Raw genomic sequence first — 25,998 nt, 5'->3', positions numbered from 1 at the left:
GGAGAGAGCGATGCAGAATGAACCAACAAATGAGATTATTCAGGCCCTTCGCAACGTGGCGGGGTTCGAAACCCTTGCCGAGGCGGACATTCACACCCAGCGGCTGGGCGGGTTGACCAATCTGGTCTATCGCGTCGAAGGCGGGCCAAGGACGGTGATCGTGCGCATCCCCGGTGAAGGCACCGAAGCCTATATCGACCGCGCAGTTGAAATCCACAACGCACGGGTGGCGGCGAAAACCGGGGTCGGCCCCGAAGTTCTGTGGGCAGACGCGGCATCCGGCGTGATGATCAGTGATTGCGTGCCCGACATCGTCACGATGACACCCGAGATGTTTGCGACGCGTCCCGGGTCTGCCGCCCGAGCGGGTAAGGCGCTGAGACAGCTTCATGATGCCCCCGAGCCGTTCAAGTTTCGGTTCGAGCTGTTTTCGATGATCAACGACTACATGAAGGTGCTTGCGGACAAAAACGCGACCCTGCCAGAGGGTTACGCGGACGTCGTGGCCGAAGCGGCCCCGATCCGCGAGGTGCTGCGGGACAAACCCGGAACATTGGTCCCCAGTCATTGCGACCCGCTGTGCGAGAATTTTCTGGATGACGGCCAGCGCATGTGGATCGTGGATTACGAGTATTCAGGCATGAACGATGCCCTTTGGGATCTGGGTGATCTGTCGGTCGAAGCCGGGCTGAACGACGAACAGGAACTGGAAATGTTGACGGCCTATTTCGACGGCCCGCCGAGCGAGGCTCAGATCGGGCGCATGGTGATCTACAAAGCCATGTGCGACCTGCTGTGGACGCTGTGGGGATTGATCCAGCATGCGGATGAAAACCCCGCCGAAGATTTCTGGGCCTATGCCACCAACCGGTTCGAGCGGTGCAAGTCCCTGATGCTGGCCCCGTCCTTTGCGGCCCATATGAAAGCCGTGGCCGAGGAATAGGGTTTCATCCACGGCCGGATCCGCCCTGGATACCGGATGTTTCCTGCCTCGTCTCAGATCTTTGAGCCGCTTTCCATGGTGCCGGGATGCCCGGGCAGAACGGGCCGGGCAAAACACGGGATGCGCCTGGAGCTTAGATGTTTCAATTCGAAGCACGTTCGGGCGTCGGCTTCTTGCTGGTGCTCAGGTTGAGTCTGCCTTTCTGTCCGGTATCTCATGTCGGCCACGGCACTTTTGCACCTCTGTCAGCCTTGACGTCACGTCAGGCGCAGCCCTGCCTATCCGGTCGTTCGGCCGCCCTGAAACCTTGCCAACAAAGTCAACTTGAGACTTGAACCTTATGATTTCCAAGGAAATGCGCGTGACGACGTGGAAATTCTGAAGTAAACCGGTCAATCAATGTAACAAGTTAACAGTGCCGCCTGTTCCTGCTATGGATTCAGCATGAATACCTCTCTACTTTTGGATTATACATATACATTATGTATATGTATTAAGGGGAAAACAGGGGGACAGTTATGGAAGGAGTCGCAAGACAATGACGCGAGTCCTTGAGGCATCACCACGCATTTCAAAAGTCCTTCATCTGGCAGATCTGAATGACTATGCCACTCTGTTTCAGAGAGAGGGCGTAGACGACGAGATTCTGGACGAATTGACGGATCCGGAACTGCGTGATCTCGGGTTGACGGTTGGTGAAAGGAAGCGCTTTCGAAAGGCGCAGGCCAGGCTGAAATCGCAGGAAGCGTCGAAGCGGCCCGAAGTCCAGTCCAAGGCCGAGCGGCGGCAGCTGACTTTGGTTTTCTGCGATCTTGTGGGGTCGACCCGGCTGGCTCAGCGATATGATCCGGAAGACCTGATGCAGATCATGAACCTGTATCTGGATACGGCGATCGGCACCCTGAAGCAGCACGGCTGCCATCTGGCCTATCGGCAGGGCGACGGAATCATGGTGTATTTCGGATACCCCAAGGCCATGGAAGATGATGCCGAACGGGCCGTACGAGCCGTATTGGAGACCATCGAGGCCGTTCAGAACCTTGAAAACGAGTTTGGAGAAAAGCTCGACCTGCGCGCAGGCATTGCGACCGGCATGGTTGTCGTGGGCGTCGTTTCTTCGAAAAGCCTGGGGTCTCAGGACTTTCTGGTGGGTGAAACGGCGAATCTTGCATCCCGCCTTCAGGGGCTGGCCGAACCGGGTGAAGTGATCATTTCTTCAGAAACCTGGAGGCTGACCCAGGGTGCCTTTGAATTCGAACCACGTGGCAGCCACGAGTTGAAAGGCTTTGACAATCAGCGCAAAGTCTATCGCGTGGTGTCGGAAATCATGTCCTCCAGCCGCTTCGACGCACGGGTGGGTCAATCTGCGGTCGATCTTGTCGCCCGGCATGACGATCTTTCAACCCTGACCCGGCTTTGGAGCGAAGCGCAGAAAGGCTCGGGCCGGCTGGCGCTTGTCAGGGGGGCTGCGGGAATCGGCAAGTCGAGGCTGATCAAGTCACTGTCTGAATCAATAGGGGTCAAACCCTTTACATTGCAGTGCATCCCGCACCTGACCAGTCTTCCCCTGCACCCGATCGTAGGGGAACTGAGGCGCGTTTCTGGCGATAAATCAAATGACAGCATCCGGGCTGCGATTTCGGACTTCGTGCAATCGGCCTCACGGCTGAGTGACGCGGACTTGCCCGTTCTTCTGGATCTGGCAGGTGTCGAGACCGGCGCCCCGACAGAATCCGACCCGTTGAAGAAGGCGCGCAAATCCCTTGACGTGATGCTGCGCAGTCTGGGCAGCCTGTGTGACAGGCGCGGCACGTTGTTGCTGGTGGTCGAAGACGTTCATTGGGCCGATGCAACCACGTTGGATGTACTGGACGCGCTTGCATCCGCCTTGAGCAACTTTCCGGTACTGGTGGTTCTGTCACACCGACCTGAATACGAACCTCCGGAACATTTCGAGAGCCGAGCCGCGCGCATTGATCTGTCTCCGCTTGGCAACACCGAGGCATCCGAACTGGTCCGGCGCGTGGCCGAGCCGTACAGCTTGCCTGTCATCCTGATCAGGCAGATCATCGAGAAGGCGGATGGCGTGCCGCTGTATATCGAAGAAATGACAAAGGCGGTTCTGGACCAGCTGCCCCAGGATGCCCCGATCAATGCCGAGGTTCTGGATACACTAAGCGTCCCGGCCACCCTTCAGGACTCGCTGATGTCGCGTCTTGACCGAATGGAACATGCCAAGCCAGTCGCTCAGCTCGGATCGGTTATCGGGCGCAGTTTCACCGCTCAGATGATCCACGCTGTGGCGCATGAAGACATGGATGTGGAAAGCGCCCTCATGCAGCTTATGGCGGCTGGCGTCGTGCTGATCACCAGCGATTCAGGGTCGGCCACATACACGTTCAACCACGCGCTGGTTCAGGATACGGCCTATAATTCGTTGCTGCGGGAAGACCGGCAGAAGGTGCATCTGAAAATCGCCCGGGCCTTGCTGGACGGTCACAATGCATTCGGCAGTCCGGCCCCCGATACCGTCGCGCATCATTGCGATCTTGGCGGATTGAAGGATGAGGCCGTTGCGAATTGGGTCACGGCAGGTGAACTGGCGTTGTCCCGGCTGGCGAACCTGCCTGCGATTTCCGCTTTCCGGGCTGCCCTGCGCAACATCGGAACCATGAAGGCCAACGCAGATCGCGATGGCTTCGAGCTTCGGGTTCAGATGAATATTCTGCCCGCGTATATGGCGATCTACGGGTGGTCGTCCGATCAGGTCGGCGAAACTGCCGCCCGGGCGATGGAACTGGCCCAGACTTTGGGCGACGGCGAGACGCTTTTCGCCGCAACCTTCTGCCGTTGGACCCATTTCTTTGTTGCCGGTCAGATGAACCGCGCGATGGAAATGGGACAGGCGCTGGATATGATGGCCGGCATGACCGAAGACCCCGTCACCAATGTGCTTGCGGCACGGGCCCTGAGCTTTACGCATTACTTCCGCGGGGAATTTGCGGAATGCGAACAACAGCTGGAGCGCGCATTCGCCCTGATCACGCCCGAGCTGGATATGGCCATGATGCCCATGACCCAGTCTTCCACGGCCGCGTCATTGCTGGCCATTCAGGGATGCCTGCTGTGGCAGCAGGGAAAGCTCGAAAAAGCCGAGGCCGCGCGCCTGGAAGCCATCGAGGTCAGCAGGCCGCTGAACCACGCACCCAACCTTGTCTACGTCATGGGCGCTTGCAGCATGTTCCTGCCCTATGCGGGGGAATGGGACCGGCTTGATGTGACGATGAAAGAAGCCAGAAAAGTCGCAGATGAGGAAGGGTTTCTTTACCTTCACGCGATGCAGGACATCTATATGGGTCTCGCGCAGGCCGGGAAAGGCGATATTGCAGGCGTTCCGGAACGCATCGAGGCATGCATGAACCTGATCTCCAAATCTGGTGGAAACTTTACTTTTCCACAGAATCAGATTGTTCTGTCTGAGTTGATGATTGATCACGGAGATGTTGATCAGGCTTTGGACCGGCTCGAAGCCGTCTGCATTCCCGGCTGGGAACGCGGCGAGACGTTGAACAAACCTGAATATCACCGTGTGCGAGCAAAGGCTTTTGCCGCAAAAGGGGACTTGGACGCTGCAATCAGCGAGGCGGAACAAGCGCTTTCGCTTGCCCGGGATTGCCGTGGAGTTGTTCAGGAGCAGCGGGCCCGCGATCTGCTGGACAGATTGAAAGAAGCAAAATGAACAAGATTGACTGCCCCGCCGAATTGGGCAGCAGCACCGAGAGGGATTTACAATGACCGATGCATTGGATTGGAACGAAGACCAGTGGAGCGCCGTGAACAAGGCCGTTCATGACGAGGCACTGCGCGCCCGGGTGGCCGCCAGTTTCCTGCCCCTGTACGGACCGCTGCCCGCTGACACGCAGTCCGTTCCGCTGAACAAGCTGGATCTGGTCGACAACTCATCTGGTGCATCCAAGCAGCGGCTTGACGTGAACGATTATGACACGCTGCGCCTTACCACCGTATCGGTGAACGTGTACCTGAAAGGCGCACAGGTGGCTGATCCGGAACTGACGGCTGCTCAGATCATGTTCCGCCGAGCGGCCGCCGTTGTGGCACGGGTAGAGGATGACATCATTTTCAACGGTCAACCCGGCACCGGACAGGCCCCCAAACACGCTGGCGGCGCGCCCGACTCATTGCCGCAGATCTATACGATCAGCGGCGGTGGCAAATATCCGGGATTGCTTGAAGCAGGCGAAGGCAAAACCAATTCCGCGACCAAAAAGAACTATACCGGAACCGAGGTTTTCGAGGCCGTCGTCGAGGGCATCAGCAAGCTGGAAACGCATGGCTATCTGGGCCCCTATGCCTGTGTGATGGGCAATGGTCTGTTCCGTGCGGTCACGACTCCGCTGCCGAATTCGATGGTGCTGCCGCGTGACAGCATTCTTCCGTTCCTGGACGGGCCGTTGCTGCGTTCCAGCACCCTGCCCGCGAACAAGGCAGTGCTTGTGTCCCTGCTGGGTGCACCGGTTGAAATCGTCGTGCCTTCGGATATCGCCGTGAAGTACCTGCAAACCTCTGCCGAGGGCGAGCACGTCTTCCGCGTGCAGCAGAAGTTCCATCTCAGGATCAAAGAAGCTGAGGCCGTCCGCACGATAACCTGTTGACCGGAGATCGGGTCGTGCGCGAGTTTACAGATCGGGGCGTTACCCTGCGTTGGTCCGAGGCGATCAACGCAGACGGTCTCAGTCGGGTACTGGTGGAAGCAGGTCCATCCGTGTCGTCGCATGACTCGCTACGTCTGATCTGTTCGGAAGAAGGCGGCCCCGAGCGTGCCATTCGCGGGTGGCCCGTGTTGCGAGACCCGCAAACCGGGTTTCAACAATTCGCAGCCATTTTGCCGTCCGTGACACAGGAAAAAACCCTGTCCTGGCGTCCGGTGCTGACGTCGGGAGGGCGCGAATATGATCCCGGGCCGGAAAAAGCAGTTCAACCTGCCGCACCGGAACCGACAAAAACCGCAGTGACGTCGCCGGTACTGGAACATGTTGCCAAATTTGTGGTGCCGTTCGAAAGCAGCTTTCACCCCTCGGGCGAGACGCCGGATGGGATCTGGCTGCATTTCGCCATCAAAGAAGGTGGCACCGTCGAAGGCCCGCATCTGAAAGGGGTGATCGAACCGATCGGAGGAGACTGGATGCGCGTTCGACCCGATGGCGTGGGGCTGCTTCATGCAAAGGCGCTTATCAGACCGTCCACCGGGAAAGCTCCGATCCTGTTCGAAGATACGGGTGTGTGTGACTTCGGCCCGGACGGATATGCGGCCTTGGCCAAGGGCAATCTGCCCGCTTCGGCTCCGGTACGGCTTGCGCCGCGTTACCTGACCTCGAATCCGCATTTCAGCTGGATGAATCGGGTGCAGGGTTTTGGCATTGGCGAAGCCAGCCTGTCAGACATCACCCTGCGCTTTGACGTCTATTCCGCGAAAGGAATTTCCGATGCCTGACAAGGTTGTCATTCTTGGAGGCGGCGTGGCCGGAATGAGCGCCGCGCACGAACTGATTGAACGCGGGTTCGAGGTCGAAGTCCACGAACGCCAGCTGATCCCCGGCGGCAAGGCCCGCAGCATCCCCGTAATGAAGGGTGAAGGGGATCATGGCTCAAAAGCAAAACACATCAAGGCACTGGAGAAATGGGCCGAGATGGATGGGGCCAGTTATCCGCCCGGCGTGAAACGCCCCTGGCTGCCCGGCGAACATGGGTTCAGGTTCTTTCCGAACTTTTATCGGCATATCACCGACACGATGGCCCGCACGCCGTATTACGACAAGGGCACATGCTTTGACAATCTGGTCCCGACCACTCAGGTTCTGGTCAGCCAGTTCGACAAGCCCGGCATCATTGTCCCGGAACGGTTTCCCCGCACGCTCAAGGATGTCGCGGATGCCTTCAAGACCATTGCCTTCGCGCTGTCGCCGAGGGACCAGATCGCGTATGAGGATGTCGAACATTTTGTCGCCTGCATGTGGCGGATCGCGAGTTCCTGCAAGGAACGCCGGTTCGACGAATATGAACGGATCGGCTGGTGGGATTTCATCGGCGCGCAGGACCGTTCGGAAGCCTATCAGAAGTTCCTTGCCATCGGCCTGACCCGTTCGCTGGTGGCCGCCAAGGCCACGACGGCAAGCACGAAGACAGTGGGGGACATTGCTATTCAGCTTCAGCTGGGCATCGCCACACCCGAACCCCACTGCAACAGGCTGCTGAACGGGCCCACCAATCTTGTCTGGATTCAACCGTGGCTGGATTATCTGACAAGCAAGGGGGTCGTGTACAATTTTGACTCCAAAGTCACCGGAATCGAGTGCCGGAACGGGCGGATTATCGGCGCGACAGTCGAACAGGATGGTAAAGAAAAGCAGGTCACGGGGGACTGGTTCATCAGCGCCATGCCGATTGAACGCATGGCACCGCTTGTGACCCCGGAAATGATGGCGGTTGACCCCGCACTTGCCAAGTTGCCCTTGCTGGCCAATGACGTGCAATGGATGAACGGCATTCAGTTCTATCTGACCAAGGAAGTTGAACTGACCCATGGCCACGTCATTTTCATCGACAGCCCATGGGCTTTGACGGCTGTGTCGCAAAAACAGTTCTGGCACCAGATTGATTTCGACAACTGGGCTGAAGGAAAGACCAAAGGCCTGCTGTCGATCGACATTTCCGAATGGGACAAACCCGGTCTGAACGGGAAGACAGCGCGAAATTGCAGCCGGGAAGAGATTGCAAGCGAGGTTTGGGAACAGGTCAAGCGCGGCATCAACGTGGATGGCCAAACCGTTTTGCGGGACGAGGATATGCATTACTGGTTCCTCGATCCCGATATCGTTCAAGACCCGAACGACCCCAAGCGTCAAAGCAATGTCGAACCCTTGCTGGTCAACCGTATCAACAGCTGGCGCTTGCGCCCGGACGCGGCCACATTGATCCCGAATTTCTTCCTGGCATCGGATTACGTGCGCACTTTCACCGACCTTGCCACGATGGAAGGGGCGAACGAGGCCGCGCGCCGTGCCGTCAACGCCATCCTTCAGCGCAGTGGATCGGATGCAGAGCCCTGCCAGATTTGGGATCTGCACGAGCCCGACATCCTCAAACCGCTGCGTGCCTATGATTACGCCCGCTATCAGGCTGGCCTTCCGTGGGACAACCGGTTCGCGGTCGCGGTCGAAGCCGCGCTGAGAATGGGTCAGGACACGGCAGGAGTTGAGCGCGGCGGTGATGGCCCCCTTGCCGCCATAGGAGAACCGGCAACGGAATATTCAAAACCTGGCGGTATCACCGAGGAGCCAGCCATTGCCGAAGCGCTTCGAATGATCTGCCCCCCGAAAGAGCTGTTCGACCTCATCGCGAATTACGAGCCCACTGCCGATCTGCCGATCCCGGGGGATGAGCTGGCGGAAGATGTCGCGTATGATCTGGGTCGGGACAGCGGTCAATCAGGTGCCCTGTCCAGGGCCTTGCCCGTTTCGGATGCACCGCTTTCTGTTTTTGGCGCCGGTTCGGAACGATCCGGTGCGCGGGAAGACAAAAGTCGCGTGATCATCACCCAGAAGGGCTGAGCCTGTGAAACCCGGAACCGCGCATTTGGATCCTGCGGCGAAACAGGATTTTCTGAAAACCCTGACCTCCTACGGGGATCAGGCGCGCGAAACGCTGTTGGGCCTGTTGCCGACGGGTGAGCCTCAGGCCTATCTGTATGGCCCGATGCGCGATTACATCGAAACCTCGGGCAAGGGTCTGAGGCCTGCGCTGTTACTGGCTACATGCGAAGCCTTCGGCGGAAACAGCGAGAATGCGAGGGTCTCGGCCGCAGTTCTTGAGTTGCTGCACAATGCCTTTCTGATCCATGACGACATCGAAGATCAAAGCGATTTCCGGCGCGGGCGCGAATGTATGCACAAGCGGCTTGGGGTTCCCCTGGCGATCAATACCGGCGACGGGATGCAATCGCTGGCCCTGCGCCTGCTGCGTCAGAACCTGGGACCGTTGGGCCCGGAAACAGGTATGCGCGTGGTGGATGAGTTCGACCATCTGTTGCAGCAATCCATCGAAGGTCAGGCGTTGGAACTTGGCTGGATTCGCGACAATCGTTTGAACGTCGATGCATCAGATTATCTGAGGATGTGTCTGAAAAAGACCTGTTGGTACAGTTTCATTCACCCGATGCGCATCGGGGCCCTGATTGCACGGCCACGTGATGTCGAGTCCGGTGCGCTTAATCTGGATGATTTCAATGCCTTTGGCTTTTTCCTGGGTGCAGCGTTTCAGATTCAGGACGACGTCTTGAATCTCGTTGGCTCTCAGGACAGTTACGGCAAGGAAATCGGCGGGGACATCTATGAAGGCAAACGCACGCTGATGCTGGGCCAGCTTGGCCTGAAGGCGGAAGAGCCCGAACAGGCACGGTTGGCCGAGATGCTGTCAAACCCACGCGATGCCCGGTCGACGCAAGATGTCGCCTGGGTGCTGGAGCGCATGAACCATTACGGCAGCATCCGCTATGCGCAAGACGCGGCAAGTGATCTGCTGGCCTCGGCCCGGAGTGAGTTCGCGCAGGTATTCGCGGGGACCAAAGACGGGCCGCGCGCGTTTCTTGGACAGTTCATGGACTATCTCGTGACCCGTCAGGTCTGAGCGCCCGCAACCTCGAAAACCACCACGACCGAGGTCTGGTCCGTTCCGGTACAGGCGATCCGGCCATGATATTCACCGGGTTCGGTGAGATCGGGTATAGTGACGGCAACAGCAACATCCGTTGCTTCCCCCGGTTCAAGCTGGATTTGTGGCGGGATCACATTGATGCGGTTGGCCGGCAAAATGTCCCCGTTCGGGTTGGTCAGATCCCCCGGTTCGAACTGCATCTGAACAGGGGCCGCGCCTTCCGGTGCTTCAAAACACAGCAGAATGGTGGCGGTGCCGCCGGGATGACAGGTTTTGCGGCACCTGAACGGACCGTCCAGATGCTGCTGCGGGCCCCGTTCCCTGTCGAGCACGCGGCGTGCTATATCGGAAATCGGTTGATTGTCAGGCTGCGGAGCAATCGGGCTGACCGCCCGAGATGCACTAACATATGGTTTTCGTTCGAAATACGGCATGCCTAACTGTGCACGTGCTGTGCGGATCAGTAAATGGCAAATTCACGTTCTGCGATCAGAGTTCACTTCCCTTTCCAGACCGGATCTCTTTTCTCGGCGAAAGCGCGCGCGCCTTCCAGTTGATCTTCGCTGGCATAGAGAACGTCCACGGTTCTGAGCTGGCGCTTGGTGATGCGATTCATGGCATCCTGAAACTTGGCATCTTCGGCATCGCGTACGATTTCCTTGATAGCGGCATAAACCAGGGGCGGTCCCGAGGCCAACAACCGGGCCAGTTCCCAGGCGCGGTCCATCAGTTGATCCGCGGCGACGATCTCGTTCACCAGACCCCAGCGATTGGCTTCTTCGGCGTCGAACCAACGGCCGGTAAGCAGCAACTCCATCGCGATGTGGTAAGGGATGCGCTTGGGCAGTTTGACGCTGGCCGCATCCGCGACAGTACCCGAGCGGATTTCCGGCAGGGCGAACGTGGCATGATCGGCGGCAAGGATCATGTCGGCTGACAAGGCCAGCTCCAGCCCGCCGCCACAGGCGATGCCGTTGACGGCCGCGATCACGGGTTTGTTCAGATCGCGCAGTTCTTGCAGGCCGCCGAACCCTCCGACACCATAGTCCCCGTCTACCGCATCCCCGTCGGCCGCTGCTTTCAGGTCCCAGCCCGGACAAAAAAACTTCTCTCCGCCGCCCGTCAGAATGGCCACGCGCAGCTCTGGATCGTCGCGAAACGCGGCGAACACCTCACCCATCCTGCGGCTGGTGACAAGATCGATGGCGTTGGCCTTGGGCCGGTCCAGCGTCACCTCAAGGATCGCTCCGTCGCGGCGGGTTTTGATCGGGTCCATATCTCAGGCCTTTCTTATCAGTGCATCCACGGCAACGGCCTTGTCCGGCGTGCACAGGAGCGGGTTAATCTCGACCTCGCCAAGCGTGTCGGCATTTTGCATGACATAGGCCTGAACGGCGTCGACTGCGGCGATGATTGCATCCATATCAGCCGCCCGTTGGCCGCGATAGCCTGCCAAAAGCGGGGCGATTTTCAGTTTGCCAAGCGCGGCACGGATGTCCTCGGGCGCGCTTGGCACCAGCACCGACACCGTATCGCGCAGGATTTCGGTCAGCACGCCCCCCGCCCCCAATGTCAGGACAAACCCATGCGCCGGGTCACGGACGACACCGACCAGCAATTCGGCAACGGTTCCGGTGATCATCTCTTCGATCAGGATATCTTCGGTGCCGATGTCAGCGGCCACACTGGCCACGTCTTTGGTTTGAATGCCCAGCCGAACAGCGGCGTGTTCGGATTTATGCGCAAGCCCAACACCTTTCACGGCCAAGGGGGCTTCCATATCCTGCGCTGCTGCGAGGGCTGCCGCTGGCCCAGAAACCGTGCAGGTTCGGGGGATATGCAGGCCGCATTCAGCCAACGCCTGCTTCGACTCGCCTTCGGTCAGGGTTTGGGTCGCCTCAGCCGTTCCCGGCAACCAGACAGGATGCGCGGACGGGGCCGAGACCTGACCCGCCGCGCAGGTTGCCGCCAGTGCCTCGCGCAGACCCATGAACGGAACGACACCACCGGCCATCAGGTCCTGCGCGACGTCTTCAGGCAGAAGTTCAGGCAGCGTCGCAACAATCGCAAACCGAGCACCGGTTTCGGCACGCACTCTCAACGCAGCGCGGGTCGCGCAACTCCAGTCAGTCGGATCCGTCGTCGGATAGTCGACGATCGAGAACGTCAGGTCGATGTCTTCACCCGTCATGCCCGACCATGCCTGTGCCATCGCCTCTTCGTCACGCCAGATATAAGTGTGATAATCCAGCGGGTTGTTCAGCGCGACCATGGGGCCGAGCGCGTCGCGCAGACGCGCCCTTTTGTCATCGCTCAACTGCGGGAAACGCAGTCCCGTACCAACGGCCATATCCGCGATCAGGCTCGCCTCACCCCCTGAACAACTGATCGAAGCGATGCGGCCACCCGGCAGCGGCCCATAGCAGTGCAACAGTTTCAGCGTCTCAAGAAAGTCCGGCAACGCGGACTGGCGCGGGATTCCGAGCCGGTCCAAAAGGGCCTGTGCGCCCGCGTCGCTGCCCGCAAGAGACGCGGTATGCGAAATGGTGGCCGCCTGCGCCTGTTCCGATGCGCCCACTTTGAGGGCGACCAGCGGGATGCCTTTGGAATAGGCCTTGGCGGCCAGCGCCTCCCATTGCCGGATGTCCTTGAACCCTTCGATATGCAGACCCACCGCGGTTACGCGCGGATCGTCGATCAAGGACGAGGCGATTTCGGCCTGGCTGGTCTGGGCCATGTTTCCGCAGGCCATCATATAGGCGATCGGCAACCCACGTTTCTGCATGGTCAGGTTGATCGAGATGTTCGAGCTTTGCGTCAGGATCGCCACGCCCTTGTCCACAGGATTCGCTCCGTGCTGGTCCGGCCACAACAGCGCCCCGTCCAGCGCGTTGATGAAGCCATAGCAATTCGGGCCAAGAATGGGCATGTCTCCGGCTGCGGCAATCAGTTGATCCTGCAAGTCCCCACCAGTGTCATCTTCGGCAACGGCCTCGGAAAAGCCCGAGGCAAAACACACCGCCCCGCCTGCGCCCATACTGGACAGGACACGAACGGCCTCGATGGTGGCGTGGCGGTTGATACCGATGAAAACCGCATCCGGGGCTTCGGGCAGGTCTTCGATGTGGCCAAAAACCCTGTGGCCCGCAATTTCCGACGCTTTGGGATGCACCGGCCAGACTTGGCCGGCATAGCCCATGCGTTCGGATTGCAGAACAACCTGCTGGCACCACGCGCCGCCGCCGATGACGGCGATGGTTTTCGGGCGCAGCAGCCGGGTCAGGTCTTTGTTCATGGTCAGGCGCCCAGGGGACGAAGAAGATCGCGGCTGATGATGTGGCGCTGGATTTCGCTGGTGCCGTCCCAGATGCGTTCGACCCGGGCATCGCGCCAGAACCGTTCGATCGGGAAATCGTCCATCAAGCCCATCCCGCCGAAGATTTGCAGTGTGGCATCCGTAACCCGCGCCAGCGTTTCCGAGGCATAGAGCTTGGCCGAGGCGATCTCGCGGTTCGATGGAAGGTTTTGATCCAGACGCCATGCGGCGGCGAGTGTCAGCCAATCGGCGGCATCAATTTCCGTGATCATGTCGGCGATCTGGAAGCCGACGCCCTGAAACTTGCCGATGGGCTGGCCGAACTGCTTGCGCTCGGCCGCATAGTTCAGCGCATAGTCAAAGCAGCGCCGTGCGCGACCGACCGAGAATGCCGCAACCGTCAGGCGGGTTGCATAAAGCCATTCATTCATCACGGCAAAGCCGCCATCGACCTCGCCCAGGACCTGTGCGTCGGGCAGACGGCAGTTGTCGAAATACAGGATGTAGTTCTTGTAGCCCTTGTGGCTGACCGAGTTGTAGCCTTCGCGCACTTCAAACCCCGGCGTACCGCGATCCACCAGGAAAGTGGTGATGCGTTTCTTCGGGCCTTTGGGGGTTTCGTCCACGCCGGTCGCGATGAAAACGATGAAGAAATCCGCATGTTCCGCGCCCGAGATGAAATGCTTCGATCCGTTGACAACCCAGTCGCCGCCATCGCGCACCGCCTGGCATTTCATACCACGCACATCCGAACCCGCATCCGGTTCGGTCATCGCCAGGGCGTCCATCTTGTCGCCACGTACGGCAGGCAGAAGATAACGTTCGCGCTGTTCGTCGTTGCAGGCCATCAGGATGTTCTGCGGGCGCCCAAAGAAATGCGTCAGTGCCATCGATCCACGGCCAAGCTCGCGCTCGACCAAGGTGAAATCCAGATGAGACAGGCCCGCACCACCGACTTCCTCGGGGAAGTTGCAGGCATAAAAGCCCAGATCGATACATTTCTGCTTGATCTGCGCGCCCAACTCAGGAGGCACGGTTCCCGAGCGCTCGACCGCGTCTTCATGCGGGTAGATTTCGTTTTCAACAAAGCTGCGGACCGTCGAGACGATCATTTCCTGTTCTTCTGTCAGACCAAACTGCATGGCGCGTGTTCCCTGGATCGGTGGTTGACCAACCAAACGCCATCACTCATGGTCACGACATGCAGAGTTGACACCTGATCATGCCAAATTCGAATTTTTTGACGCGACAATACAACATTCTGCTCTTCAACGGGTTTTCGAACCATTGCCTTGCAAACATGGTCGAACCGCTCAGGGCTGCGAACAACCTGTCGAGGCAGGTTTTGTATTCATGGCGCTTCTGTTCCATTGACGGAGACCCCGTTCAAAGTTCCAGCGGCCTTGTCGTTACACCGAATGGTTCAATCTCTGACCAGCAAGGCGACGTTCTGGTGGTCATGCCGTCTTATGGGTATCGCAAGCTGGACACGCGATCGACCACCCGTACCGTGCTGGATGCTGCCAAAAAACACCGGCAAGTGGCCGGATTGGATACCGGCAGCTGGCTGCTGGCCCGCGCCGGTTTGCTGGATGAGCACCGGGCAACCATTCACTGGGACGAACTTTCCCGGTTCGAAGAAAGCTTTCCGGCCGTGGATGCGGTGCAGGAACGTTTTGTCATCGACGGCAACAGGCTGACGTGTTCCGGGGCGATGGCCGCGTTCGATCTGGCCTCGGCCCTGATCCGCCGGGATCACGGGCCTCTTTTGTCCATGGAAGTCGGGTATCTTCTGATGAGCCGAAATGGGCAGGATCATTACCCTTTGCCTCTGAAATCCGAAGACACTTTGGTCAATCGCGCACTGGCTGTCATGCAGGCGAACCTTGAAACACCTCTTTCGATCAGGAAATTGGCCCGCAAGATCGGGTGTTCACAAAAGCGGATCGAAATGCGTGTTCAGGCGGAACTCAAAACCACGCCGCAAGCGCTGTATCGCCGGCTGCGGCTGAACCTGGCACGCAATCTGGCAGAAGATACCGAACAATCCATCGCCGAAATCGCCGGTCGTTGCGGATATGAAAACGCCAGCGCCATGACGCGGGCTTTCAAGGCAGAATTCGGCCAGACGCCGACTGCGTTTCGCCACCGAAGCCTGTAGGACGGCTGAAGGGGGTGCGCATGGCGATGCCCGCTTACCTCAAGAACCAAGGAAAACCACGGAGGTTATTCCAGCGAGACCCACAGCACCTTGGCGTCTTCTTCGCTGGTTGAAATACACCCATGCCCCATTCCGCTGTCATAATAGAGCGAGTCACCAGCCTTCATTGGCAAAGGGCGGTAATGTTCAGACACGAAAATGAGTTCACCGCTGAGCACATACATGAATTCTTCTCCGGAATGTCGGATCCACGTCTCGAATTCCGACAGGTCGCGCGCCTTGATTGTCGCGATATAGGGCAGCATCCGCTTGCTGGTCAGTTCAGGGCAAAGCAGTTCATGCAGGTAAGTGGGCGTATCCTTGATTTCCCCCTCGCCCTTCGGAGTGAAATCACGGCGGCCTGAAATGCCGGATTGACCCGACTGAAGAAACAACTGCGGGGTGCTCATATCCAGGGCCTGCGTCAGACGCCGCACAATGTCAAAGCTTGGCTTGGTCTGGTTGTTTTCGATCTTGGACAGCGTCGACCGCCCGATACCCGCAGCGCGGCCGGCTTCTTCCAGAGTCCACCCTTTCGCGCGCCGCGCATCGCGGATGGAGCGGCCCAGGGCCTCACCTTCATCCGGAACTTCCTGCCCGGAAACATCATTTCGGCCTTCGTCGCCCATTGAATTCCCCTGTTTTATCAAAGGTTACATGCCTCTCAGTATATACGCAACTTCTTGAATAAGAGATTTTTGTTGCCGGAAGCGCATTATTTCCCCTATAGGAAACAAAGTTTCGTACTGAGGATTCGGGGCAAATGGAGGAGACCATGTTCAAAACGTCGCTGATTGAGGCAGATCCCGTCATTGCCGCGTCCATCTCACGCGAGGGAGAGCGTCAGGCGGAGCAGATCGAGTTGATCGCCTCGGAGAACATTGTCTCGAAGGCCGTGATCGAAGCGCAGGGCTCGGTATTGACCAACAAATATGCCGAAGGCTATCCGGGCCGCCGCTATTATGGCGGCTGCGAACATGTTGACGAAGTCGAAGTCGAGGCCATCGAACGCCTCAAGAAACTGTTTGGCTGTGAATATGCCAACGTACAGCCCCATTCAGGCGCACAGGCCAACGGAGCCGTCAAGCTGGCGTTGCTGAGCCCGGGCGATACCATTCTTGGCATGTCGCTGGACGCCGGTGGCCATCTGACCCACGGCGCAAAACCGGCGCAGTCCGGCAAATGGTTCCGGCCCGTACAGTACGGTCTGACCGATGCAGGGCTGATCGACTATGATCAGGTCACCGAATTGGCGCGGGCGGAAAAGCCCAGGCTGATCATCGCAGGTGCGTCGGCCTACTCGCAGAAAATCGACTTTGCCAGATTCCGTGAAATCGCGGACGAGGTTGGCGCATGGCTGCTGGCCGACATGGCTCATATCGCCGGGTTGGTGGCGACCGGCCTGCACCCCTCGCCTGTAGGACACGCACATGTCGTGACCTCGACCACGCACAAGACCCTGCGCGGGCCTCGTGGCGGCATCATCCTGACCAATGACGAAGCGCTGGCGAAAAAGATCAACTCGGCCGTATTCCCCGGCTTGCAGGGCGGCCCGCTGATGCATGTGATCGCAGGCAAGGCGGTGGCCTTTGGCGAGGCACTCAAGCCTGAATTCAAGGAATATATGCAGCGTGTCGTTGACAGCGCATCGGCCTTGGCAAACGTCATGATGGCGCGCGGATGTGACATCGTTTCCGGCGGCACCGAAAACCACCTGATGCTGGTCGACCTGCGCCCGATCGGCGTGACCGGCAAAGACGCCGAAGCCGCGCTCGAGCGGGCCGGCTTTACCTGCAACAAGAACAGCGTTCCCGGAGATCCGGAAAAACCCACCATCACCAGCGGCATCCGTCTGGGCACCGCCGCCGGGTGCAGCCGTGGCTTTGGCCCGGAAGAGTTCAAGCAGATCGGCCATCTGATCGGGGATGTTCTGGAGGCGCTCGCGCAGTCTCCTGACGGGAACGAAACCGTCGAAAAGGAAACACGCGAACAGGTTCGCGCGCTCTGTGCAAACTACCCGATCTATTGAAAGAACGTGAAATGAATACCTACGACCTCATCGTTATCGGGGGTGGACCGGGCGGCTATGTTGCCGCGATCCGCGCGGCTCAGCTGGGGCTGAAAGTGGCTTGTATCGAAGGGCGCGGCGCACTGGGCGGTACCTGTCTGAACGTGGGGTGCATCCCCTCCAAAGCGTTGCTGACCTCCTCGGCCAAATTTGCCGAGCTTGCACATCTCTCCTCCCATGGCATTGCGGTCGAGGGGGCCAGCATTGATGTCGGCGCGATGATGGGGCGCAAGGACAAGATCGTCGGTGATCTGACCAAGGGCATCGCGTTCCTGTTCAAGAAGAACGGCGTCGATCTGATCGAAGGCTGGGCCAGCATTCCGGCCTCCGGTCAGGTCAAGGTCGGCGACAGCGTATACGAAACAAAGACCATCCTGATCGCGACCGGGTCCGAGCCGACCTCTCTGCCGGGGATTGAAATTGATGAGCAGGATGTCCTCAGTTCGACCGGCGCAATTGCGTTGCAGAGCGTTCCGGATCATCTGGTGGTGATCGGTGCAGGTGTCATCGGTCTGGAACTGGGGCAGGTCTGGGCACGTCTGGGCGCCAATGTCACTGTGGTCGAATATCTGGATCGCGTTCTGCCCGGCATCGATGGCGAGATCGCCAAGCTGGCGCAGCGGGCGCTGTCCAAACGCGGTTTGAAGTTCCACCTGGGCCGTGCCCTCAAATCGGTTGAGAAAACCGCGGCTGGCCTGACCCTGACCGTGGATCGCGTCGGCAAGGACAAGCAAGAGGTGATCGAGGCCGACAAGGTTCTGATCGCCGTCGGACGCCGCCCCGTCACCCGCGGGCTTGGGTTGGAAGAATTGGGCGTGGCCGTGAATCCGCGTGGTTTCATCGAAGTCGATGAAGCATTCCAAACGTCTGTGCCCGGCATCTATGCCATTGGCGACTGTGTGCCCGGCCCGATGCTGGCCCACAAGGCCGAAGAGGACGGTGTTGCCTGTGTCGAGATGCTGGCCGGCGAAACCGGTCATGTCGATTACAACACCGTGCCGGGTGTGGTCTACACCGATCCCGAAGTGGCTTCGGTTGGTCAGACCGAAGAGGCACTGAAAGACGCGGGCGTCGAATATGTTGTCGGCAAATTCGCCTTCATGGCCAACTCGCGGGCGCGTTCGACGGGTGAGACAGATGGCGCAGTCAAGGTTCTGGCCGATTCTGATGGCAAGATCCTCGGAGCCCATATCTGTGGTGCCCATGGCGGCGATCTGATCGCCGAGCTGGTACTGGCCATGACCAAAGGCGCGACCGTCGCCGAGGTTGCAGCAACCTGTCATGCGCACCCGGCGATGGGCGAGGCGGTCAAGGAAGCCTGCCTCGATGCCATGGGCCGCGCAATCCACGCATAACGAGGGACAGCCAGATGACCATCCAGCTTCGACCACGCCACCCGGAAAAGGCCAAGAAGGCCGACAGCGTGATCCCGCGTAAGCCTGCGTGGATTCGCAAGAAAAAAGGCGACAGCGCCGCGTATTACGAAACCCGGCGTCTGATGCGCGAGCACGATCTGGCAACGGTCTGCGAAGAAGCAGCCTGCCCCAATATCGGCGAATGCTGGTCCAAACGCCATGCAACCATGATGATCATGGGCGAGATCTGCACGCGGGGCTGTTCGTTCTGCAATGTGGCCACCGGTCGCCCCGATGCGCTCGACGCGTTCGAACCCGGCCGGGTTGCGGCGGCGGTCAAGAAACTGGGCCTGCGCCACGTGGTGATCACGTCGGTTGATCGGGATGATCTGGCCGATGGCGGGGCCGAGCATATCGCCCGGACGATCCGCGCCGTACGCCATCAGAACCCCGGCACCACGGTCGAGGTTCTGACGCCGGACTTCCTGGGCAAGGGCGACGCCGCAAACATCGTCTTTGACGCCGCGCCGGACGTGTTCAACCACAACCTGGAAACCGTCCCGCACCTGTATCCGACGGTTCGCCCCGGCGCGCGCTATTATGCCTCGCTGCGGCTGCTGGACGACGCCAAACGTTCAAACCCCGAGATTTTCACCAAGTCGGGGCTGATGGTGGGCTTGGGTGAAAGCCTGAACGACGTGCGTCAGGTGATGGATGATCTGCGCGCGGCACATGTCGATTTTCTGACGGTCGGGCAGTATCTGCAACCGACCCCGAAACACCATCCGATTGACCGGTTCTGGTCACCCGAGGAGTTCGCCCAACTGGAGCAGATCGCACGTTCCAAGGGCTTTTTGCACGTGTCAGCCACACCGCTGACCCGTTCGTCGTTCCACGCCGACGAAGATTTCACTGCCCTCAAGCAAGCCCGCCAGCGGGCCATCGCGACCGGGGCATAAACCAAACGCAAATGGGAGGGAAACCATGGAAGCGTTGAATTCAATCGTAGGGGCCATCAATGGCGTCGTGTGGGGGCCGATGATGCTGGTCCTCATTCTTGGCGTCGGCTTCTTTCTACAGGTCGGGCTGAAATTCATGCCGATCCTGCGCATCGGCACGGGCTTCAGCCTATTGTTCAAAGGCCGTGAAGGGCAGGGCGAAGGGCAGATCAGCCCGTTCAACGCGCTGATGACCTCGCTGTCGGCAACCATCGGTACAGGCAACATCGCCGGTGTGGCCACTGCTGTCTTCCTGGGCGGTCCAGGCGCCTTGTTCTGGATGTGGATGACCGCCCTGGTGGGCATGGCCACCAAATATGCCGAAGCCGTTCTGGCGGTGAAATACCGTGAGAAAGACGAATTGGGCAACTATGTCGGGGGCCCGATGTACTACATCAAAAACGGTCTGGGCGCGAAATGGGCCTGGCTGGGTGTTGCATTTGCCCTGTTCGGCGCGGTTGCTGCCTTCGGCATCGGCAACGGTGTGCAGGCCAACGGTGTGGCGCAGGTCCTGGAATCCAATTTCGGTCTCAACACCTCGGTCACGGGCGTTGTTCTGATGGTTCTGACCGCAGCTGTCATCCTGGGCGGCATCACCCGCATCGGTGCCGTTGCCGGTAAGCTGGTTCCCTTCATGGCCGTTGCTTATATCATCGCAGGCCTGCTGGTTCTGCTCATCAACATCGGCAACATCGGACATGCGCTGTCACTGGTCTTTACCCATGCGTTCACCCCGTCCGCCGCAGAAGGTGGTTTCGCGGGTGCAGCCGTCTGGGCCGCCATCCGCTTTGGCGTGGCACGTGGTGTGTTCTCGAACGAGGCCGGTCTGGGTTCTGCGCCAATCGCACACGCAGCGGCTGAGACCAAGGGTCCGGTCAACCAGGGTCTGATCGCGATGCTGGGGACGTTCATCGATACCATCATCGTCTGCTCGATCACCGGTTTGGCAATCATCGCGTCGGGGGCATGGACATCGGGTGAATCCGGTGCGGCGCTGACCAGCCATGCGTTCGAATTGTCGCTTCCGGGTATCGGTGGGTATCTGATCGCCATCGCTCTGTCGATCTTTGCCTTCACCACCATCCTCGGCTGGTCGTTCTACGGCGAGAAATGTGTCGAGTTCCTGCTGGGTGTGAAATCTCTGATGCCCTACCGCGTTCTATGGATCGTCATGATCTACTTCGGGGCAACTGCAGATCTGGGCTTCATCTGGCTGCTGGCAGACACGCTGAACGCCATGATGGCCATCCCGAACCTGATCGCCCTGGCGCTGCTGAGCCCGATCGTCTTCAAACTGACGAAAGAGTTCTTCGCCTCGGGCGGCAAGTCCGAAGAGCCGGGCGGCACACCTGCCGAATAAGCTCGGCCCCACCAAAACGGGGGGCCAACCCGGCCCCCCGCCTTTGAAATAGAATTCCATATCTCGAGGAGAGACGTGATGGCCACGAAAATCCTGCTGCCCATTGATCACACCGACGACCGCTCGTGGAAACTGGCCCTGCCGGTCGCGCTGGAGCAGGCCAAATTCTACGGCGCCGAACTGCATGCGGTTGCCGTCATCCCCGAGATCATCCAGCTGCCGAACCTGCCCGCCAACTATGGTGCCGGCGCCAAAGACCACGTGCGGGGTGCGGTTCAGGCGATTCTGGATCATGCCAAGGCTTCCGACGTGCCGGTTCATGTGGAAGAAGGCAGTGTTTACCGCGAAATCCTGAAGCTTGCCTACAAGGAAGGCTTTGATCTGATCGTCATGGCATCGACCAAGGGCGATTTCCCGAACTACGAGATTGGCCCGAACCTGGCCCGTGTCGTGCGCAATGCGCATTGCACTGTCATGGTCGTTCGCGACCAGTCCCGCTGATTGAAAGGTTGAAGAAATGACCACACCGAAGCGCACGCCCTTGTATGACCTTCACGTCGAGCTTGGCGGCAAGATGGTTGATTTTGCTGGGTGGGAGATGCCTGTTCAGTATCCTTTGGGGATCATGGGAGAGCATAAGCAGTGCCGGGAGAAGGCGGCGTTGTTTGATGTGTCTCACATGGGTCAGGTGATCCTGCGCGGCGAGAATGTGGGTGAGAAGCTGGAAGCTTTGTGCCCGCAGGCATATGCGACGCTGAAGGAGGGCAAGGCGCGCTACGGGTTCTTTACCAATGCCGAAGGCGGGATCATGGACGATCTGATCGTGTCGAATGCGGGGGATCACTACTTCGTGGTGGTGAACGCGGCGCTGCGCCATCAGGACATTCCGCATATGCGTGAGCACCTTGAAGGCGTCGACGTGACCGAGATCTTCGACCGCGCGCTGGTTGCTGTGCAGGGTCCCAAGGCCGAGGATGTGGTGGGCGCACTCTGCCCCGCGGCCCGCGAGTTGAAGTTCATGGAAACCACCCTGGCCGATATCAACGGCGTCGAATGCCGCATCTCGCGGCTGGGCTATACCGGCGAGGACGGGTACGAGATCTCGATCCCCGAGGAAAAGGCGATCGAGATCACACGGGCTTTCCTGGCGCATGAGGATTGCGAAGCGGCGGGTCTGGGCGCACGCGACAGCCTGCGGCTCGAGGCGGGGCTGTGCCTGTATGGCAATGACATCGACCAGAGCACCTCGCCGATTGAGGCCTCGTTGGCCTGGGCGATCCAGAAGCGCCGCAAGGAGGAAGGTGGTTTCCCGGGTGCGGAGCGTATCCAGCGCGAACTGGCCGAAGGCGCATCGCGCAAGCTGGTGGGCATCAAGCCCGACGGCCGCGCGCCGGCGCGTCAGGGCGTGGAAGTGCAATGCCTTGAGGGCAACAGGATCGGCCAGATCACCTCGGGCAGCTTTGGCCCCACGGTCGGAGGCCCGATCGCGATGGGCTATGTGTCCGCGGGCCATGGCGCGCCGGGCGAGAAGGTGAACCTGATCATCCGGGGCAAGGCACAACCGGCGCAGATCGTGGCGCTGCCCTTCGTCAAACAGAATTACAAGCGTTGAAGTCAGGAGAGAGAGACATGGCAACCTATTATTCCGAAGAGCATGAATGGCTGACCGTCGAGGGCGATACCGCCACGCTGGGCATCACCAAGCACGCGGCTGAACAGCTGGGTGAAGTGGTCTTCGTCGAGCAGCAGGAAGTGGGCGACGAGTTCGAGAAAGACGGCGAGATCGGCGTGATCGAATCCGTCAAGGCCGCGTCCGAGCTTTATGCTCCGGTCGATGGCGAGATCGTCGAAGTGAACGAGGCGCTGGCCGACAACCCCGGCGCGCTGAACGAAGACCCCGAAGGCGAAGCTTGGATCTACAAGGTCAAGATTGCGGACGCATCGCAGCTTGAGGACCTGATGGACGAGGCCGGATACAAAGCCTTCATCGGCTAACCCAAACCCGAAGCCCCGCCTTTGGGGCTCCACCGCTTCATCTTTTTCCAAATACTCCCGCCGGAGGCTCCCGTAGTCTCCGCCGGCCCTGACCTATCCGTGAGGAGCGCTGCAATGGCCTTCAAACTGACCGACTACGAAGCCTATGACTTCGCCAACCGCCGCCACATTGGCCCGTCGCCCACCGAGATGCGCGACATGCTCAAGGTGATCGGCTTCAAGACGCTGGACGAGCTGATCGACGCCACCGTCCCCCCGGCGATCCGGCAGAAACAGCCGCTGGACTGGGGGCCGGCGATGACGGAACGCGATGCGCTGTTCCATATGAAACAGGTGGCGGGCAAGAACAAGGTTCTGACCTCGCTGATCGGTCAGGGCTATTACGGCACCACCACGCCGGCGCCGATTCTGCGCAACATCCTGGAAAACCCGGCCTGGTACACCGCCTACACGCCCTATCAGCCCGAGATCAGCCAGGGCCGGCTCGAGGCGCTCTTGAACTTCCAGACCATGGTCAGCGACCTGACCGGGCTGGACGTGGCCAACGCGTCCCTGCTGGACGAGGCGACCGCGGCGGCCGAGGCGATGGCGATGGCCAAGCGCGGCGGCCGGTCCAAGGCCAACAACGCGGCCTTCTTCGTGGACAAGAATTGCCACCCGCAGACCATCGCGGTGATCAAGACGCGCGCCGAGCCTCTGGGCATCGACGTGCAGGTCGCCGACCCGGATCAGCTGGACGCGGGCGCGGTATTCGGCGCGATCTTCCAGTATCCGGGCACCTATGGCCATGTGCGCGACTTCACCGCCGAAATCGCGGCGCTGCACGAACACAAAGCCATCGCCATCGTCGCCGCCGACATCCTGTCGCTGGCGCTGCTGAAATCCCCGGGCGAGATGGGCGCGGATATCGCCATCGGCTCGACCCAGCGCTTTGGCGTGCCGATGGGCTATGGCGGGCCCCATGCTGCCTATATGGCGACCACCGACAAGCTGAAACGCTCGATGCCGGGCCGGATCATCGGTGTGTCCATCGACAGCCGCGGCAACAAGGCCTACCGCCTGTCGTTGCAGACCCGCGAGCAGCATATCCGCCGCGAGAAGGCGAACTCGAACGTCTGCACCGCGCAGGCGCTGCTGGCGGTGATTGCCTCGATGTATGCGGTCTATCACGGCCCCGACGGCATCAAGGCCATCGCGCAATCGGTGCACCGCAAGACCTCGCGCCTGGCCGCCGGCCTGGAAGAGGCGGGCTTCTCGGTCGAACCCGAGGTGTTCTTCGACACCATCACGGTCGAGGTCGGCCATCTGCAGAAGACGGTGATGGAGGCCGCCGTGGCGCGTGGCGTCAACCTGCGCAAGGTCGGTGACACGAAAGTGGGCATCAGCCTGGACGAGCAGACCCGCCCCGAGACCATCGAGGCGGTCTGGGGCGCCTTCGGCATCGACCGCAAGGATGACAGCTCGAACAAGCAGTACCGCCTGCCCGATTATGCGCTGCGTGAAAGCGAATATCTGACCCACCCGATCTTCCACAAGAACCGGGCCGAGGCCGAGATCACCCGCTATATGCGCCGTCTGGCCGACCGCGACCTGGCGCTGGACCGGGCGATGATCCCGCTGGGGTCCTGCACCATGAAGCTGAACGCCACGATCGAGATGATCCCAGTCACCTGGCCCGAGTTCAGCAACCTGCACCCGTTCTGCCCGGAAGATCAGGCGCAGGGCTATCACGAGATGATCGCCGATCTGAACGACAAGCTGTGCCAGATCACCGGTTATGACGCGATCTCCCAGCAGCCCAACTCGGGCGCGCAGGGGGAATATGCGGGCCTCTTGACCATCCGCAACTATCACTTCGCCCGTGGGCAGGGTCAGCGCAATGTCTGCCTGATCCCGACCTCGGCGCACGGGACCAACCCGGCCTCGGCCCAGATGGTGGGCTGGCAGGTCGTGCCGGTGCAGGCGGATGAGAACGGCAATATCGATGTCGCCGACTTCCGCGCCAAGGCGGAAAAGCACTCCGATCATCTGGCCGCCTGCATGATCACCTACCCGTCCACCCATGGCGTGTTCGAGACCACCGTGCAGGAGGTCTGCCAGATCACCCATGACCACGGCGGTCAGGTCTATATCGACGGCGCCAACATGAACGCCATGGTCGGCCTGTCGCGCCCCGGTGACATCGGCGGAGATGTCAGCCACCTGAACCTGCACAAGACCTTCTGCATCCCGCATGGCGGCGGCGGCCCCGGCATGGGCCCGATCGGCGTCAAGGCGCATCTGACCGAGCACCTGCCCGGCCACCCGGAATACGGCACCGCCGTGGGCCCGGTCTCGGCGGCGCCCTTCGGCTCGCCCTCGATCCTGCCCGTGTCCTGGGCCTATGTGCTGCTGATGGGTGGCGCGGGGCTGACGCAGGCCACAAAAGTGGCGATCCTGAACGCCAACTACATCGCGGCGCGGCTCAAGGATGCCTATCCGATCCTTTACACCTCGGAAACGGGGCGGGTGGCGCATGAATGCATCCTCGACACCCGTCCGCTGGACGCCGAGGCGCATGTCACCGTGGATGACATCGCCAAGCGCCTGGTCGATTCAGGCTTCCACGCGCCGACGATGAGCTGGCCGGTGGCCGGCACCCTGATGGTGGAGCCCACGGAATCGGAACCCATGGCCGAACTGGACCGTTTCTGCGACGCCATGCTGTCGATCCGGGCGGAAGCGCAGGACATCATCGACGGAAAGATCGATGCGGACAACAATCCGCTGAAAAACGCCCCACACACGGTGCGCGATCTGGTCGGCGACTGGGACCGCCCCTACACCCGCGAACAGGCCTGCTTCCCGCCGGGCTCCATGGGCGTCGACAAATACTGGTCCCCCGTCAACCGCGTCGACAACGCATACGGCGACCGAAACCTCGTCTGCACATGCCCCCCAATGGACGCATACCAAGACGCCGCGGAATAGGGAACCGGGGGTGGCAATCCGCCTTTTGCCCTGGCGGATTGAAATCCGAAAATGAGGGCAGCG

Annotated in this window: 20 protein-coding genes; 15 read left to right on the top strand and 5 right to left on the bottom strand. The window is 60.0% G+C overall.

Annotated elements, in window-relative coordinates; genetic code table 11:
• Window positions 1-10: 10 nt before the first annotated feature.
• The 6 genes from NOR97_RS17730 (at window position 11) to NOR97_RS17705 (ending at window position 9,646) form a co-directional block, all read left to right on the top strand.
• The gene (locus NOR97_RS17730) at window positions 11-943 is read left to right on the top strand and encodes a choline/ethanolamine kinase family protein (RefSeq protein WP_257601349.1); all 933 of its coding nucleotides are present in this window, start codon (window positions 11-13) and stop codon (window positions 941-943) included.
• Window positions 944-1,481: 538 nt separating this feature from the next.
• The gene (locus NOR97_RS17725; RefSeq protein ID WP_257601348.1) at window positions 1,482-4,682 is read left to right on the top strand and encodes an adenylate/guanylate cyclase domain-containing protein; all 3,201 of its coding nucleotides are present in this window, start codon (window positions 1,482-1,484) and stop codon (window positions 4,680-4,682) included.
• A gap of 52 nt (window positions 4,683-4,734) precedes the next feature.
• On the top strand, window positions 4,735-5,616 hold the full coding sequence (locus NOR97_RS17720; protein ID WP_170345506.1) for an encapsulin: 882 nt from the start codon (window positions 4,735-4,737) through the stop codon (window positions 5,614-5,616).
• Between the two features lie 14 nt (window positions 5,617-5,630).
• Window positions 5,631-6,455 carry a DUF3237 domain-containing protein gene (locus NOR97_RS17715; protein WP_257601347.1) on the top strand — a complete coding sequence of 275 codons (825 nt, stop codon included), beginning with the start codon at window positions 5,631-5,633 and terminating at the stop codon, window positions 6,453-6,455.
• Entirely contained in the window at window positions 6,448-8,571 is a 2,124-nt protein-coding gene (locus NOR97_RS17710) for an FAD-dependent oxidoreductase (RefSeq protein ID WP_257601346.1), read from the top strand. Before NOR97_RS17715 ends, NOR97_RS17710 begins: the two co-directional genes overlap by 8 nt.
• A 4-nt stretch (window positions 8,572-8,575) precedes the next feature.
• Window positions 8,576-9,646: a polyprenyl synthetase family protein gene (locus tag NOR97_RS17705; RefSeq protein WP_170345509.1), complete on the top strand. Its 1,071-nt coding sequence runs from the start codon at window positions 8,576-8,578 to the stop codon at window positions 9,644-9,646.
• Here the strand turns inward: NOR97_RS17705 and NOR97_RS17700 are convergent.
• The 4 genes from NOR97_RS17700 to NOR97_RS17685 all read right to left on the bottom strand — a co-directional run bounded on the left by NOR97_RS17700 (window position 9,637) and on the right by NOR97_RS17685 (window position 14,131).
• Complete coding sequence (locus NOR97_RS17700) at window positions 9,637-10,005, bottom strand: hypothetical protein (RefSeq protein WP_170345510.1); 369 nt, start codon at window positions 10,003-10,005, stop codon at window positions 9,637-9,639. The genes NOR97_RS17705 and NOR97_RS17700 overlap by 10 nt on opposite strands.
• Window positions 10,006-10,169: 164 nt before the next feature.
• Entirely contained in the window at window positions 10,170-10,949 is a 780-nt protein-coding gene (locus NOR97_RS17695; RefSeq protein WP_170345511.1) for a carnitinyl-CoA dehydratase, read from the bottom strand.
• A gap of 3 nt (window positions 10,950-10,952) precedes the next feature.
• On the bottom strand, window positions 10,953-12,968 hold the full coding sequence (locus NOR97_RS17690) for an acetate--CoA ligase family protein (protein WP_257601344.1): 2,016 nt from the start codon (window positions 12,966-12,968) through the stop codon (window positions 10,953-10,955).
• A gap of 2 nt (window positions 12,969-12,970) precedes the next feature.
• Complete coding sequence (locus NOR97_RS17685) at window positions 12,971-14,131, bottom strand: acyl-CoA dehydrogenase family protein (RefSeq protein WP_257601343.1); 1,161 nt, start codon at window positions 14,129-14,131, stop codon at window positions 12,971-12,973.
• 80 nt (window positions 14,132-14,211) lie between these two features.
• Between NOR97_RS17685 and NOR97_RS17680 the strand changes: the two genes are divergently transcribed.
• Entirely contained in the window at window positions 14,212-15,150 is a 939-nt protein-coding gene (locus NOR97_RS17680) for a GlxA family transcriptional regulator (RefSeq protein ID WP_257601342.1), read from the top strand.
• Window positions 15,151-15,215: 65 nt separating this feature from the next.
• Here NOR97_RS17680 and NOR97_RS17675 read toward each other — a convergent pair whose 3' ends face one another.
• A complete protein-coding gene (locus NOR97_RS17675; RefSeq protein ID WP_257601341.1) occupies window positions 15,216-15,818 on the bottom strand; it encodes a helix-turn-helix domain-containing protein in 603 nt (200 codons plus the stop codon).
• Between the two features lie 146 nt (window positions 15,819-15,964).
• Here NOR97_RS17675 and glyA point away from each other — a divergent pair, with 146 nt between their 5' ends.
• The 8 genes from glyA to gcvP all read left to right on the top strand — a co-directional run bounded on the left by glyA (window position 15,965) and on the right by gcvP (window position 25,935).
• On the top strand, window positions 15,965-17,218 hold the full coding sequence (glyA, locus tag NOR97_RS17670; protein ID WP_257601340.1) for a serine hydroxymethyltransferase: 1,254 nt from the start codon (window positions 15,965-15,967) through the stop codon (window positions 17,216-17,218).
• 11 nt (window positions 17,219-17,229) lie between these two features.
• Window positions 17,230-18,612 carry a dihydrolipoyl dehydrogenase gene (lpdA, locus tag NOR97_RS17665; RefSeq protein ID WP_257601339.1) on the top strand — a complete coding sequence of 461 codons (1,383 nt, stop codon included), beginning with the start codon at window positions 17,230-17,232 and terminating at the stop codon, window positions 18,610-18,612.
• A gap of 14 nt (window positions 18,613-18,626) precedes the next feature.
• On the top strand, window positions 18,627-19,571 hold the full coding sequence (lipA, locus tag NOR97_RS17660) for a lipoyl synthase (RefSeq protein ID WP_257601338.1): 945 nt from the start codon (window positions 18,627-18,629) through the stop codon (window positions 19,569-19,571).
• A gap of 25 nt (window positions 19,572-19,596) precedes the next feature.
• A complete protein-coding gene (locus tag NOR97_RS17655; protein WP_170345519.1) occupies window positions 19,597-20,970 on the top strand; it encodes a sodium:alanine symporter family protein in 1,374 nt (457 codons plus the stop codon).
• 78 nt (window positions 20,971-21,048) lie between these two features.
• Entirely contained in the window at window positions 21,049-21,471 is a 423-nt protein-coding gene (locus NOR97_RS17650) for a universal stress protein (protein ID WP_171635830.1), read from the top strand.
• A gap of 16 nt (window positions 21,472-21,487) precedes the next feature.
• Window positions 21,488-22,582, top strand: coding sequence for a glycine cleavage system aminomethyltransferase GcvT (gene gcvT / locus NOR97_RS17645; protein ID WP_257601337.1), 1,095 nt, complete (start codon window positions 21,488-21,490; stop codon window positions 22,580-22,582).
• A 17-nt stretch (window positions 22,583-22,599) separates the two neighbouring features.
• Window positions 22,600-22,965, top strand: a complete 366-nt coding sequence (gene gcvH, locus NOR97_RS17640; RefSeq protein ID WP_170345522.1) for a glycine cleavage system protein GcvH — start codon at window positions 22,600-22,602, stop codon at window positions 22,963-22,965.
• Between the two features lie 114 nt (window positions 22,966-23,079).
• Window positions 23,080-25,935: an aminomethyl-transferring glycine dehydrogenase gene (gene gcvP / locus NOR97_RS17635; RefSeq protein ID WP_257600875.1), complete on the top strand. Its 2,856-nt coding sequence runs from the start codon at window positions 23,080-23,082 to the stop codon at window positions 25,933-25,935.
• Window positions 25,936-25,998 lie beyond the last annotated feature (63 nt).

The sequence above is a fragment of the Ruegeria sp. YS9 genome (assembly GCF_024628725.1).
In the GTDB taxonomy this organism is placed as follows: Bacteria; Pseudomonadota; Alphaproteobacteria; order Rhodobacterales; family Rhodobacteraceae; genus Ruegeria; species Ruegeria atlantica_C.
The sequence above is the reverse complement of the archived record's forward strand: the minus strand, read 5'-3'. Positions and strand labels throughout refer to the sequence as shown.